This is a genomic window from Pseudomonas ficuserectae (assembly GCF_024584585.1).
Lineage (GTDB): Bacteria > Pseudomonadota > Gammaproteobacteria > Pseudomonadales > Pseudomonadaceae > Aquipseudomonas > Aquipseudomonas amygdali.
The window spans coordinates 2796782-2810250 of record NZ_CP085684.1 but is presented as its reverse complement, the minus strand read 5'-3'; the positions used below and the strand labels follow the sequence as shown (position 1 = coordinate 2810250).

The following is a 13469-nucleotide window of genomic DNA, read 5'->3' as shown; positions in this document are numbered from 1 at the left end:
TGACGCAGAGCGTCACGAAATGCATTCCCACGCGGAGCGTGCGGAACGATGACATTCGGGAGAACATTCCATGCAAAACCCATCCGAGCTCCTTGGCAAATCCGCCACCGAACTGCGTGCGCTGATCGGCAACAAACAGATCTCGCCAGTGGAATTGCTCGACGCCTGTATCGAGCGCATTGAAAGCCTGAACCCGAAAATCAATGCGTTCGCCGCCACCTGTTTCAAGCGCGCCCGCGACGAGGCACTGCTGGCCGAGCATGCAGTCCTGCAAGGCAAACCGCTGGGGCTGCTGCATGGCCTGCCAATCGGCATCAAGGATCTGGAAGAAACTGCCGGGGTACTCACCACTTACGGCTCACAATTGTTCCGCGACAACATCCCCGCGCAGGACAACCTGTTCGTCGCCCGCCTGCGTGCTGCCGGAGCAATCGTCGTCGGCAAGACCAATGTCCCGGAACTCGGCGCCGGAGCCAACACCCGCAACGTAGTCTGGGGCGCGACCGGCAACCCGTTCAATCCGGAACTCAACGCAGGCGGTTCCTCGGGTGGTTCAGCCGCCGCATTGGCTGTGGACATGGTGCCGTTGTGCAGCGGTTCAGACACCGGTGGTTCGTTGCGCATTCCCGCAGCACTGTGCGGCATCGTCGGCCTGCGACCCTCACCCGGCTTGGTACCGAGCGAACGCAAAAAACTCGGCTGGACGCCGATTTCCGTTGTTGGCCCGATGGGTCGCAATGTCGCCGACACGCTGCTGCAACTGCGCGCCAGCGCCGGGCTGGGGCAGTCTGATCCGTTGAGCTATGCCATTGCCGATGACGAATTTGCACCACGCACCGTCGACCTCAGCCAATTGCGGGTCGGCTACAGCGAAGACTTCGGCGCCTGCGCAGTCGATGACACAATCCGTGCCGTTTTCCGGGAAAAAATTAACGCACTGAGGCCGCTCTTCAAATCCTGCGAAGCCATCGACCTGAATCTGGGCAGCGCCCATCGCACCTTCGATGTACTGCGTGCCGAAGCCTTCGTTGCAGGGTTGCAGGACGCCCATGACCGCGACCCCGATGCGCTGGGACCCAACACCCGCGCCAACTTTGAGATGGGCGCTGCCATGTCGCTGCAGGACTGCGTCAAGGCGCACGGCGAGCAGAGCCGGATCTTTCGCGGTTTCCAGAAGCAATTCGAACACTACGACCTGATCCTCGCGCCGACCACGCCAGTCTCGCCCTTCCCGTGGAGCGAACTGTACCTGAGCGAAGTCAACGGTGTGCCACTGGACAATTACTATCGCTGGCTGGCGCTGTGCTACACCATCACCCTGACCACCAACCCGGCACTGTCCCTGCCCTGCGGCACCGACCACAACGGCATGCCGTTCGGGTTACAGGTGATCGGCGGGTTCCGCGGCGACGCAAAACTGCTCGCCTGCGCCGAAGCGCTCGAACAGGCGACGGCGAATGACCCACGCTTGTCTCGTCCACGCCCGGACCTGCAGAAATTGCTGGCCTCGGCGGTCGACCTGACGCACATCGTCACGCATCCACCGGTTTACGGCGGGTCGAGAACGGGCAAGCCGGAGATTGGGGCGATGTAGTTGGGGATGTGTGAAGGAGCAAGACCAATACCAGGCGCTCAACAAAAGTGCCGCACTTCACTTTTTAGCGATCAACCAAAAAAACTTTCAAACCACAGCGGTGAGAAAAAGCGCCGGGAATTCAATGCGTCACCTAGCTATCACAGTCGTGAACATCCAAATGCTATCTCATTGACATCATTGCGATCGTCGCACAAATGAGAAAAATGGCAGTATCTGAGATCGAATTGGCATGCCAGACGGTCAGGCAAAGGTTACCTCTAGCGCAGGCTGTAGTCCGATGACTAAGGAAACTCTGAAAAAGACTTCCTAATTTGGCAAAATCTCCGGACACCAGTCGCCGAGCTTTTCGATGATGAAACAGATGACCTTCGCCGACGCCGAGTATGCCGGCAAGCGCAAGCAGACCCGTAAGGAATTGTTCCTGATCGAGATGGATCAGGTGGTGCCCTGGAAAGGTTTGATTGCCCTGATTGAGCCCTATTATCCAAAAGGAGAAGGTGGCCGGCCCGCCTACCCACTGATGGCGATGCTGCGTGTTCATCTGATGCAGAACTGGTTCGGCTACAGCGATCCGGCGATGGAAGAAGCGCTGTATGAGACGACCATCCTGCGTCAGTTTTCAGGCCTGAGCCTGGAGCGAATTCCAGACGAAACCACCATTCTCAACTTCCGTCGTCTGCTGGAAAAGCACGAGTTGGCGACCGGGATTCTCGGCGTAATTAATGGTTATCTGGGCGACCGTGGCTTGTCGTTGCGTCAAGGCACCATCGTCGATGCCACGCTGATTCACGCGCCCAGTTCGACCAAGAACAAGGATGGCAAACGCGATCCTGAGATGCATCAAACCAAGAAAGGTAACCAGTACTATTTCGGCGCCAAGGCTCACATCGGCGCCGACGACGAGTCAGGCCTGGTGCACAGCGTGGTAGTAACAGCGGCCAATGTGGCAGACGTCACGCAGGTTGCCAAACTGCTGCACGGCGAGGAAAACGTAGTCTGCGCCGACGCAGATTACACCGGGGTCGAGAAGCGCGAAGAACATGCCGGGCGCAAGGTCATTTGGCAGATTGCCGCCCGCCGCAGCACTTACAAAAAGCACGGAAAACGCAGTATTTTGTACAAGGCGATCCGAAAAATCGAGAAGGCCAAGGCCCAGGTTCGCGCCAAGGTCGAGCATCCGTTTCGGGTCATCAAACGCCAGTTTGGCTATGAAAAAGTGCGCTTTCGGGGCTTGGCCAAGAACACCGCGCAGATGGTGACGTTGTTCGCCCTGTCAAACCTGTGGATGGCCCGCCGACATTTGTTGGCGAGCGCAGGAGAGGTGCGCGTGTAATGCAGGAAATGGTTACCGCAAAAGGCTTTGCAGCGGCCGAAAGAGCTAAAAAGCGAAGATAATTGAGCAAATTTCGACATGCATCGTTTTTTGAAAAGTGCTGAGGACTCGGTAGCCGGAAAACATCCGGCTACTTCAGACCTTCCCTAAAGGATCGAGAATCGGAATTTACTCTTTTCAAGGACAGAGATGAATAAATGGATCTTTTAGCCAACGTCCCTAAATGGGACGACATCGAGCGAACACTCGATAACAAATTCAACCATCTGAATCAGTCTTTCGATCAAGGCTGGGAAAGCGCTTTCGATGGTTGGAACGGTTTCACTCGACGAGTCAGTAACGAGGCCACATTGGCCTTCGGCAGTATCGGCGGAAACCGCATCGAATCGGTGAAGTTGGCGATGGCCAAGTCCTATCCGATCATCCAGCTAAATCTGATGCGCAAATGGGCTTCCATAGACGTTACGGAAATCCTTCCCGTCTTGCTGCAACTGGTCAAAGAGGTCGCCATGATTATGGGCGGCAGCGTGGCCGTCGGGACTCTTGTTGTTGGTGGTGCGGCTGGGTCGCTAGCGTTCGGAGCGGGCGCTGTACCAGGAGCCATAGCAGGCAGCGGCATAGGCTTACAGGTCGGCAACCTGATTCTGTTGGGCATGGGGCTTTCAGCCATCGCTGATTATTTTTATCAAGGCCTCCCAGCTTGTCTCGCAACCCTTTATGAAGGCATGGTCACAGCCTGGAACGCAGAGGAAGGTGTCAAACCGCCGGGGCTCGATCCCACAGGCGCTTCTGCGTGGTTGATTGATGAGCGTATAGACGCTGCCGCGCGGCAACTTGCCAGAGGTCAGGAGCAATTAGTCATGCTCCTGCTGACTGCCATCGTTACCTACATCACACGAGGTCAGATCAAGGCCGGGATCGTAGGCAGCCTGGATGGCATTGCGGCACGTAGCGCAAAGCTTCAAGCGGACATGACTGATAAACAAATTGCGGGTTGGTTGGCTCGCAATGAGCAGAAGTTGCTGGCTCATCCTGAGTTGCGGAGGAGTGAGCCTTCACCGCTCCGGGGAGTAATGGACACCCAAGAGCCGCCAACTACACCCTCGCCATCTAATCGGCCAGATGCAAAAAAAGAATCCAACGACGTGGCAAATACCTCATCAAAACCAGAGTGGCTGCAGCGACTCGATGCAGGTAACGAGTTTAATAGAGTTCAATCAAAAAATTACCCCTACAATGAGGTCTACATACAGAGGCCTGACGGCAATGGCTATTACCGACTAGATTCATACAACCCAACAACTGGGGAAATCATATCACGTAAATTAACTCAATTTTCAAAGATATCTGAATCCACCGCCAAAAGCTATATAAATGAAGCAATATCAAAGTACCCGAGTGGCTCTACTATAGCGAATGTTCCATCCAGTGGCTCTTTGGCAGGACAAAAATTACAGGGCGCTTTGATACTGGAAGTTCCACCTCAAACAGGTATAATACCCCAAACTATTTTAGACTCTGCAGACAAAGCAGGAATTTTAATTAGAGATATCAACGGAAAGGTGTATTGATGAGTCCTTCTATTTTTTATTGCAAGTCCTGGTTCCGCCTTAAGCATCGTGCAATCGACCCTATGGACGAGGCTACCGCCAACGCTTTGCATTTGGCTAAAAAACCTTATACAGCGTTGATAGGCTCAGACTCTAAACCAGCTTGTTTCGTAGAAATGATTTTAGACAAGAACATGGTGGGCGTTGGATTTCTGGATGACCATCAGCGCGAATACCTTACCTATCAGTTTCAATGCCTGGATTCAGAAACGCTTTTCCTCACGATGGCAACCCATCGTGAATTTGATGACGCTGGGAAAATCTCAGTTGGAACCAGCTACATCTTCAAAGAAAGCGGCGAGCTTTTGATTCGTCGGGAGCAGCTAAACCCACATAAGCTTGAGGAAGCCAAATCGCATTTCGAGCCTAAAGACAATTACGAAAAAATCCCCGAGTTCGGCGATTACTCAAACGTAACCAAAGTCAACAGATGAGCGTGGAAAGCCTCTAGCAAATACTGAACTATTTGAATTTTCAGGAGCAGATACAGGAGGTGGAACTAGATTTAACTGCGCGAATACTCACGAGTAATGAAATGACTAATTTGACAGCATTTGATCTTGGAAACCTTATGAAGACAAATGAGAATGTAGCAGCATTTGGAACACCTGCCGACGCTGTGGCCGATGAGTTGATTATTAAGGCAGAACAGCGTTTAGGTCACCCACTGCCTGACTCCTACAAATGGTTTTTACGGAATTATGCGGGAGGAGAAGTAGGCACCGAGGAGATTTACAGTATCTACGGCATTGACTTCGATGGCATACAGGGTGGAGATATTGTCTTCCAACATATCAACGAACTCAAAAACAAGTCGACCACCCCAGATAAATTGGTCATCAGCAGAACGGACCTTGGCGAAGTTTTCTTCTTTGACTATAATACTTACAAAACAATGAATGCCAGATCTTCTTGAAAGTACCGTCAGGAGCTGCGATCCTCTATGCAGCGAATTTTTATGAGTATCTTGTCAAAAGAATAATCGCCCACTCCTAAACGTAAAGCCAAACTGCAGCCTAATAACATCCCATCAACAATTCCGCCTCGCCCATTCATATCAAACAGATTCGCACCTTATATCATCAATTATCAAAAATTGAAGCCTGCCCCCATAACAAAAAGCCGGACGCCCTCATGAAAACAGATCAATACGCCAACCTGAGCCGATTACTAGGTTGCTATTTTCATCAGGACTGGACGGAAGAGTTCTCGGACAGCAATCACGTGCTTGAAGAGATCGTAAAATGTGAACCCTTGAGCTGTTTGCGAGATAGCGTAAAAGAAATTGAGCATCTGTTAAGCCAGCCCATGACAGAAACAGACTACAGCGAAATAATGACAACCACATTGGGGTGCTATTTCGAGCCCAGCAGTAAACACACTCATTATTCGGATTGGCTATCCAAAATGGCCATTTACTTCACAAGCCAACAATAGCATCCATCTGTCCGCGAGACATCCAGCATGTGACATGACAAATCGAGGGGCAAAATCTGCCCCTCAACGTTGAAGCACGTTACTTGGGTAACGCGTAGGCAATCACGTAATCGCCACGATCCGGCGATTGGCGGGCGCCGCCGGCGGTGAGCAGGATGTACTGCTTGCCGGTTTTGGGCGATACGTAGGTCATCGGGCCGGACTGGCTGCCTACGGGCAGACGGGCCTTCCAGATTTCGTTGCCGTTGCCGCTGTCGAAGGCACGCAGGTAGAAGTCCTGAGTACCGGCGAAGAACAGCAAGCCCGACTGGGTAGACAACGAAGCGCCCAGCGTCGGCATGCCAATCGGAATCGGCAGGCCCATACGGATGCCCATCGGACCTGTGTCTTTCACGGTGCCGACCGGAACCTGCCACATCAGTTTTTTGGTTTTCAGGTCTATCGCCGACATGGTGCCGAACGGCGGTGCCTGGCACGGAATGCCGACGGCAGACAGGAAGCGCTGGCGCATTGCACCTAACGGTGTGCCGGTCTGCGGCACAACGCCCATTTCGATACCGCTGGCACCGGCAGCGATCTTGTCGCGCGGGATCATGTAGTTGGCCAGGCCCAGGCGCATGTCATTGACGAACATATAGTTGTTGGTCGGGTCGACCGAGACGCTGCCCCAGTTCATGCCGCCCAGCGAGCCGGGGAACTGCTACGCAGGGTCCAGGCCTGGCGGTGTGTAAACGCCCTCGTGGCGCATGCCTTTGAAAGCGATGCGGCACATCAGCTGGTCGAACGCCGTAGCACCCCACATGTCCGACTCTTTGAGGGTCTGGTTGCCAATCGACGGCATGTCTACCGAGAACGGCTGGGTCGGCGAATAGCGCTCGCCCGGCACATTACCCTGCGGCACAGCGCGTTCTTCGACACGCGAAATCGGCACGCCGGTTTCGCGGTTGAGCAGGAAAATCTCGCCCTGCTTGGTGACTTGCGCCAATGCCGGCTGCGTACCGCCCTTGCCGTCCGGAATGTCATACAGCAACGGCTGCGCCGGAATGTCGAAGTCCCACAGATCATGGTGGGTCATCTGGAAGTTCCAGCGCACCTGACCGGTCTTTACGTCCACCGCAACGACTGATGAGGACCATTTGTCGTCCTGCTCGGTACGCGTCCCGCCGAAGAAGTCGGGTGTAGCGTTACCGGTCGGCAGGTAGATCAGGCCGAGCTTGTCATCGTAGGACATGGCCGACCAGACGTTCGGCGTGCCACGCGTATAGGTTTCACCTGCTGGCGGACGCTTGTTGGTATTCGGGTTACCCGGATCCCAGGCCCAGGCCAGCTCACCGCTGTGTACGTCGAAAGCACGCACCACGCCTGGAGGTTCGCCGGTGGAGAAGTTGTCGGCAACCCGACCGCCCACCACAACCACATTGCCCGCCACCAGCGGCGTCGAGGTCTGCTGGTAGTAGCCTTCCTTGACTTCGCCCATGTCGGTTTTCAGATCGACTAGGCCTTGATTACCAAAGTCCTTGCAGGTCTCGCCGGTCCTGGCATCGAGTGCGATCAGGCGAGCGTCGCCAGTCGGCAGAAACACGCGTGTGGCACACGCGGCGGCTGGCTGGGCAGGTGCGTCGGGTGCAGCTGCGGGTGCGGCGAAGTAGCCCAGGCCTCGGCAGCGCTGCCAGTTGGGCGCACTGCCCTGCGGGTCGAACTTCCAGCGCTGAGTGCCGGTGTCAGCATCCAGTGCGAATACTTTGCCGTAGGCGGTGCAGGTGTAGACCGTGTCGCCGACCTGCAGCGGGGTGTTCTGGTCTTCTGCACCGGCACCTGTGCTCTGCGGAATGTCGCCGGTGTGGAAGGTCCAGGCAACCTGCAGCTTGTCGACGTTGCTCTTGTTGATCTGATCCAGAGCAGCGAACCGGTTACCTGCCGGCGTATTGCCCCAGTGTGCCCAGTCCTTCTGCTCGGCACCCGGCGCCACCGGGACAATAGGCGGCACGCTGCTGGCGCTGACCACATGGCTCGGAACGAACATGTAGCCGATGGTCGCCACAACACCGATGGCCAGCATGCCAGCCAGACCATAGGCACCGCGGCCTGCCTGAGCACCCGAAGCGCGAACCAGTGTCGGGTAGATCAGCGCAATCACCAGGCCGATCACGGCAAAGGTCAATAGGCGGGACACCAGCGGCCAATAGTGCAGGCCTGCATCCCAGATAGCCCAGATGGCGGTCAGTACCAGGGCGATGCCATACAACACGGCACCTTTGGGTTTGCGCGCGGCGATCAGCGCACCACTGATCAGCATCGCCAGTCCCATCAGCAGGAAGAACCAGCTGCCGCCCAATGTCACCAGATAGCCGCCGCCACCTGCCAGACCGAGCCCGATCAGGGCGATCAGTACTCCCAGCCCAAGCAGCAGCAACCTGCCGCCAGTTCCTGTGCCTTGCTTGTTTGTCATTTTTCAAACCTGTCGGATTTTTACAGCCGAACAGAATGTACCAAACGGTTCATAATGACAAATTGTCGCAGGCTGCCAAGCTTCTGGAACAGGCTTTTGCGGGCGATCAGCGCACAGTTTTTGCGTTTATGCGCACGCCTAGAGCGCCATGCCGTCCCGACCGATCAATACATGGCCCGGCAGTCCTGGCGGCAGCCCCATCAACCACGCATCCAGCGTGTGGCCGATGTGCGTCAATACCGCCTTGCCCGGTCGCAACTGGTCGATGGTTTGCAGCGCCAGGGTCAGGTCATTGTGATTGCGTGGCGGCTGAGGCTGTGGGGGCATGGAACAATCGAGAATCAACACATCCAGCGGTTGGCGTTGCAAAAACTCGCAGGTCGCGTCGGGCAAGCCGACTGTGTCGGTCAGGTAGGCAAAACGTTGCCCGTCGCCTTCAAACATGTACCCGAACGTGGGCTTGGAGTGCGTCAGCGGCAACGCCGTGACCTGCAATGCGCCCAGTGCCCGGGTTTCGAAGGCTGCAAACGGCTGGCTGAAATCGAGAATGCCGGGGTGCTTGTAGAGGTCGGCCAGGCCTTCTGGGTCCGCCGGGCCGTGGACCGGAATCACCAGCCCCTGGCCCCAGCGCAGATGCAGCAGGCCCTGGGCATGGTCGGCATGGTAATGCGTCTGCAGGATGCCATTCAGGCTGCGCGGCGGGAACCGTTCGGTAAGGTCGGTCAGGCCGCCGTCGATCAACCAGCGCTGATCGGCGCATTCAATCAGCGCACTGCACGGCAAGCGTCGCAGGTCCTGATTCGCCCGCGCCGCCGAGCAGGCCGGGCACTGGCAACCGTAGACGGGCACCTGTCGTGCGTCACCGGTGCCCAGCAGGGTCAGGCGCATGCGTCACGCCGCTCCATCAGGCCGATAAGCGTGGCGACGGTCTGTTGCAGATCACCTGAATTATCCAGCGGGAAGACCTGCGGATTGTTCGCCAGTAAATCCCCGGCAAAGCGCGAGTTGCGCGCTAGGCGCTCCTCGATTTCCGCAAGGGTTTCCCTGTTGCGCGCCAACAGCCGTTGGCGCAGCACGTCCTGATTGACGGTCAGCAGCACCGCCAGCAGCGTCGGGTAACGCAATTGCGCTTTCTGCAGATGCGCCCGGGAGCCGTTGATCAACACGTCGTGGCCCTCCAGCAGCCACTGATCGATCTCGATGGGGATGCCGTAGTGCAAGCCATTGGCCTGCCAGCTCAAGGCAAACGCGCCACGCTCGCGCATCTGCTCGAACTGTTCGACCGTCACCGCCTGTGCCGCCTCGCCCACCGCTTCGGCAGAACGGGTGATCACCCGCCGTACAACCCGGCAGTTGCGTTGCGCCAGCGTTTCACGGGCTGCATCCAGCAGGCTGTCCTTGCCTGAACCGGACGGCCCGATGAGATAGATCAACCTGCCAACCATCAAAACACCCTCTTGCCTTGTCGCCAGACCTTGTCGATAACCGGCAGGCCTGCATGATTGCGCGCCTGAATCAGATCAGCGCGCAGACCGATGCGAATCTCGCCCCGATCCGCCAACCCTGCCGCAACGGCGGGCGTGCGGCTGACCATATTGATCGCGTGCGGCAGCTCGCAGTCGTTGTCCTGTTCGGCCAGCATGAACGCGGCCTGCAACAGGCTGGCCGGGTAGTAATCGCTGGACAGAATGTCCAGCAGCCCGTGTCGGGCCAGCGATGCTGCCGCCACGTTACCGGAGTGCGAGCCGCCGCGCACGATGTTCGGTGCGCCCATAAGCACACTCATGCCCAGTTGCCGACAGCCACGGGCCGCTTCGAGTGTGGTCGGGAATTCGGCGATGTTCATGCCGAAACCTGCCGATTCCTCGACATGTGCCATGGTTGCGTCGTCGTGGCTCGCAATCGACAGGCCGCGCGCCAGGCACAGTTCGACAATCGCGCGCCGGTAGCGGTCGGCATACTCGGTGGAATTGGCCACCTGTTCGACGATAAAGCGGTCAATTTCCTCATGACTCATGTGGTACTTGCCCATGTAGTACTCGCGGTACTTGGACTCCAGGGCAAATTGGCGCTGGCCGGGCGCGTGGTCCATCACCGAAACCAGTTGCACCAGTGGCTGGTCCACCAGGTCACGAAACACGCTCAGGGTATCCGGATGACTGACCTCACAACGCAGGTGCAACAGGTGCTCGGCGCGGGTCAGGCCCGCTGCGTTGGCGTCGGCAATCGCCTGAAGCATTGCGGGCAGTTGCTGCATGCGCTTGCCTTTGGGGTTGATGTCGCCAATCGACAGTGCATCGAGCACCGTGGTAATCCCGGCCGCGACAATTTGCGCATCATGGCTGATCACCGCCGACATCGACGGCCAGTCGACACCCGGCCGCGGCGACAGGTGCTTCTCCAGATTATCGGTGTGCAACTCCACCAGGCCCGGCAGCAGGTAATCGCCCTGCATGTCCTGAGCCTGGCTCAGTTGGCTGCGCCCGCTCTGAACCTCGGCAATCAGGCCGTCGCGGACCACGACTGTGCCGACGAACACCTGCTCGGCAGTCACCACACGGGCGTTACTAAAGATCTGTTCGTTCAGCATTGCAGCAACTCCTTGGCGGTGAGGTCCACCGGGCTCATGTCGAGTTGACGATTGGCGACTGCCTCGCGGGCGTCGCGGTCATGAAAAATACCGATCAGTGCGGCACCGGCCTGTTTAGCCTCGTCGACCAGCTCCAGCACCACCTGACGGTTGGCGTCGTCCAGCGAAGCCGTCGGTTCGTCGAGCAATAAAACCGGCCACGGCACCATGAATGCCCGGGCGATGTTGATACGCTGCTGTTCACCACCGGAAAAAGTGCTGGGAGCCAGTGGCCAAAGGCGCTGGGGAATGTTCAGCCGGTTCAGCAGCAGTTGCGCGCGCTCCTGAGCCTGTTCGCGCGACCATCCGCGTGCGAGTGCCGGCTCCATCACTACATCCAGGCTGGAGACACGCGGAATGACGCGCAAGAACTGGCTGACATAGCCGAGCGTTTTGCGCCGCACCTCAAGCACCTGGCGCGGGGTTGCCCCGACCAGTTCGGTCCACTCGCCTTCGTGCTGTACGCGGATGCTGCCAGCGGCAGGCAGGTAGTTGCCGTACAAAGTGCGCAACAATGTGCTTTTGCCCGCGCCGGACTGCCCGCTGAGCACCAGGCATTCGCCAGCGCGCACCGAGAAACTGAGCCCGCGCAGCACATTGAGGACCACACCGTTGTGCTGGTGCAGGGTGAAGGTTTTCGACAGGTCACGGACCTCGATCAAGGTTGTCATCGGGCTCCCCTCTTCTTTACAGGCTGTTCGGACAGTGCGGCTCATGGCTGCAATACCGAGGACACCAGCAGTTGTGAATACGGATGCTGCGGGTCATCGAGAATCTGATCGGTCAGGCCGCTCTCGACCACTTCCGAGCGACGCATAACCATCAGCCGATCAGCCAGCAACCGTGCGACCGCCAGGTCGTGAGTGACGATGACCACGGCCAGGTCCAGCTCTCGAACCAGACCACGCAACAGGTCGAGCAACCGCGCCTGCACCGATACATCCAACCCGCCGGTGGGTTCGTCCATGAACACCAGTCTGGGACTGGACACCAGGTTGCGGGCGATTTGCAGGCGTTGCTGCATGCCGCCGGAAAATGTGCGCGGCAGATCATCAATGCGCAGCGGGTCGATCTCGACCTGGCTCAGCCAGTCCAGCGCGGCACCCCGCAACTGCTGATAATTACGTACCCCCTGCGCCATCAGACGCTCGCCGATATTGGCGCCGGCCGACACGCCCATGCGCAGGCCATCGCGCGGGTTCTGTTCGACAAAACCCCACTCGGTGCGCAGCAAGGTGCGCCGCTGCGCCTCACTGGCGCTGTACAGGTCGAACCAGTCGCCCGCCTTACTGCGATAGTCGATGCTGCCGCGGTCCGGCGGGCAACGTCCGCTCAACAGCGAGAGCAGCGTGGATTTCCCCGAGCCGGACTCGCCAACGATGCCCAGCACTTCGCCGGGGTACAGATCGAAACTGACGTCCTGACAGCCTTTCTGCACACCGTACAGGCGAGTCAGGCCGCGTACCTTGAGCAGCGGCTGCACAGCGTCAGGAAGGCGCCCGCCCGCCGCGTCCAACGAACGTGCACTGATCATCGGTCGTTCTCCTGCTGTTTGACGCGCTGGGCGCAGTAATCGGTGTCGGAGCAGACAAAGCTCTGCGTCCCGGCGTCGTCGAGAATCAGCTCGTCGAGAAAGGACTCATGGCTGCCGCAGATTGCACAGGACTGCTCCCAGCGCTGCACTTCAAACGGGTGATCTTCAAAGTCCAGACTTACCACCCGGGTAAACGGCGGTACGGCATACAGACGCTTTTCCCGTCCCGCACCAAACAGCATCAGCGCAGGGCTCATGTGCAGCTTGGGGTTGTCGAATTTAGGGATCGGCGACGGGTCCATCACGTAGCGCTCATCGACCATGACCGGGTAGGCGTAACTGGTAGCGATGTGGCCGAAGGTAGCGATGTCTTCGTAGAGCTTGACGTGCATGACGCCATAATCGTCCAGCGCGTGCATGGTGCGGGTCTCGGTTTCCGAGGGCTCGATGAAACGTAGCGGCTCGGGAATCGGCACCTGATAGACCATGATCTGATCGGCGTGCAACGGTGTTTCCGGAATGCGGTGACGGGTCTGGATGACAGTCGCCTCGGGGGTGCGCTCGGTGGTGGCGATACCGGCCGTACGGGCAAAGAAACGCCTGATCGAGACGGCGTTGGTGGTGTCGTCAGCGCCCTGGTCGATGACCTTGAGCACATCATCGGCACCCAGGATCGCAGCGGTCAGCTGCATCCCGCCGGTGCCCCAACCATAAGGCAGCGGCATCTCGCGCCCGCCGAACGGTACCTGATAACCGGGAATCGCTACCGCCTTGAGCAAGGCACGGCGAATCATGCGTTTGGTCTGCTCGTCCAGATACGCGAAGTTGTAGGCGTCATCCCGTGCGGGCCTTTGCTCTGCGGTGTTCATGGGTGCATTAG

11 protein-coding genes and 2 pseudogenes are annotated in these 13469 nt (G+C 57.8%); 6 read left to right on the top strand and 7 right to left on the bottom strand.

Annotated features, from left to right (window positions below; genetic code table 11):
* Positions 1-70: 70 nt before the first annotated feature.
* The 6 genes and pseudogenes from LJU29_RS12335 to LJU29_RS12310 all read left to right on the top strand — a co-directional run bounded on the left by LJU29_RS12335 (position 71) and on the right by LJU29_RS12310 (position 5977).
* Complete coding sequence (locus LJU29_RS12335) at positions 71-1594, top strand: amidase (protein WP_122322539.1); 1524 nt, start codon at positions 71-73, stop codon at positions 1592-1594.
* Between the two features lie 355 nt (positions 1595-1949).
* A complete protein-coding gene (locus LJU29_RS12330; RefSeq protein WP_257112718.1) occupies positions 1950-2930 on the top strand; it encodes an IS5-like element ISPsy2 family transposase in 981 nt (326 codons plus the stop codon).
* A gap of 197 nt (positions 2931-3127) precedes the next feature.
* Complete coding sequence (locus LJU29_RS12325) at positions 3128-4501, top strand: DUF6861 domain-containing protein (protein ID WP_257112476.1); 1374 nt, start codon at positions 3128-3130, stop codon at positions 4499-4501.
* Positions 4501-4974 carry a hypothetical protein gene (locus LJU29_RS12320; protein ID WP_004665578.1) on the top strand — a complete coding sequence of 158 codons (474 nt, stop codon included), beginning with the start codon at positions 4501-4503 and terminating at the stop codon, positions 4972-4974. The genes LJU29_RS12325 and LJU29_RS12320 overlap by 1 nt, the downstream gene beginning before the upstream one ends.
* A 101-nt stretch (positions 4975-5075) precedes the next feature.
* A pseudogene (locus LJU29_RS12315) lies at positions 5076-5536 on the top strand (SMI1/KNR4 family protein).
* A 138-nt stretch (positions 5537-5674) separates the two neighbouring features.
* Positions 5675-5977, top strand: coding sequence for a contact-dependent growth inhibition system immunity protein (locus LJU29_RS12310; RefSeq protein ID WP_004643190.1), 303 nt, complete (start codon positions 5675-5677; stop codon positions 5975-5977).
* A gap of 79 nt (positions 5978-6056) precedes the next feature.
* On the opposite strand, the pseudogene LJU29_RS12305 reads toward LJU29_RS12310, so the two are convergent.
* The 7 genes and pseudogenes from LJU29_RS12305 to LJU29_RS12275 all read right to left on the bottom strand — a co-directional run bounded on the left by LJU29_RS12305 (position 6057) and on the right by LJU29_RS12275 (position 13458).
* Positions 6057-8426: pseudogene (locus LJU29_RS12305) on the bottom strand (glucose/quinate/shikimate family membrane-bound PQQ-dependent dehydrogenase).
* A 138-nt stretch (positions 8427-8564) separates the two neighbouring features.
* A complete protein-coding gene (gene phnP / locus LJU29_RS12300; RefSeq protein ID WP_122321222.1) occupies positions 8565-9314 on the bottom strand; it encodes a phosphonate metabolism protein PhnP in 750 nt (249 codons plus the stop codon).
* Entirely contained in the window at positions 9305-9871 is a 567-nt protein-coding gene (gene phnN, locus LJU29_RS12295) for a phosphonate metabolism protein/1,5-bisphosphokinase (PRPP-forming) PhnN (RefSeq protein WP_004665582.1), read from the bottom strand. Before phnN ends, phnP begins: the two co-directional genes overlap by 10 nt.
* Positions 9871-11016, bottom strand: a complete 1146-nt coding sequence (locus LJU29_RS12290) for an alpha-D-ribose 1-methylphosphonate 5-triphosphate diphosphatase (protein ID WP_257112470.1) — start codon at positions 11014-11016, stop codon at positions 9871-9873. Before LJU29_RS12290 ends, phnN begins: the two co-directional genes overlap by 1 nt.
* Complete coding sequence (phnL, locus tag LJU29_RS12285; protein WP_002553866.1) at positions 11010-11726, bottom strand: phosphonate C-P lyase system protein PhnL; 717 nt, start codon at positions 11724-11726, stop codon at positions 11010-11012. Before phnL ends, LJU29_RS12290 begins: the two co-directional genes overlap by 7 nt.
* A 41-nt stretch (positions 11727-11767) precedes the next feature.
* A complete protein-coding gene (gene phnK / locus LJU29_RS12280) occupies positions 11768-12589 on the bottom strand; it encodes a phosphonate C-P lyase system protein PhnK (protein WP_057424250.1) in 822 nt (273 codons plus the stop codon).
* Positions 12586-13458, bottom strand: a complete 873-nt coding sequence (locus LJU29_RS12275; RefSeq protein WP_369812060.1) for an alpha-D-ribose 1-methylphosphonate 5-phosphate C-P-lyase PhnJ — start codon at positions 13456-13458, stop codon at positions 12586-12588. Before LJU29_RS12275 ends, phnK begins: the two co-directional genes overlap by 4 nt.
* Positions 13459-13469: the final 11 nt, after the last annotated feature.

Bases quoted from the DNA above. Each gene is read 5' to 3' on its own strand.
- LJU29_RS12335 (WP_122322539.1), top strand. From the start codon at position 71: ATGCAAAACCCATCCGAGCTCCTTGGCAAATCCGCCACCGAACTGCGT.
- LJU29_RS12330 (WP_257112718.1), top strand. From the start codon at position 1,950: ATGAAACAGATGACCTTCGCCGACGCCGAGTATGCCGGCAAGCGCAAG.
- LJU29_RS12325 (WP_257112476.1), top strand. From the start codon at position 3,128: ATGGATCTTTTAGCCAACGTCCCTAAATGGGACGACATCGAGCGAACA.
- LJU29_RS12320 (WP_004665578.1), top strand. From the start codon at position 4,501: ATGAGTCCTTCTATTTTTTATTGCAAGTCCTGGTTCCGCCTTAAGCAT.
- LJU29_RS12310 (WP_004643190.1), top strand. From the start codon at position 5,675: ATGAAAACAGATCAATACGCCAACCTGAGCCGATTACTAGGTTGCTAT.
- phnP (WP_122321222.1), bottom strand. From the start codon at position 9,314: ATGCGCCTGACCCTGCTGGGCACCGGTGACGCACGACAGGTGCCCGTC.
- phnN (WP_004665582.1), bottom strand. From the start codon at position 9,871: ATGGTTGGCAGGTTGATCTATCTCATCGGGCCGTCCGGTTCAGGCAAG.
- LJU29_RS12290 (WP_257112470.1), bottom strand. From the start codon at position 11,016: ATGCTGAACGAACAGATCTTTAGTAACGCCCGTGTGGTGACTGCCGAG.
- phnL (WP_002553866.1), bottom strand. From the start codon at position 11,726: ATGACAACCTTGATCGAGGTCCGTGACCTGTCGAAAACCTTCACCCTG.
- phnK (WP_057424250.1), bottom strand. From the start codon at position 12,589: ATGATCAGTGCACGTTCGTTGGACGCGGCGGGCGGGCGCCTTCCTGAC.
- LJU29_RS12275 (WP_369812060.1), bottom strand. From the start codon at position 13,458: ATGAACACCGCAGAGCAAAGGCCCGCACGGGATGACGCCTACAACTTC.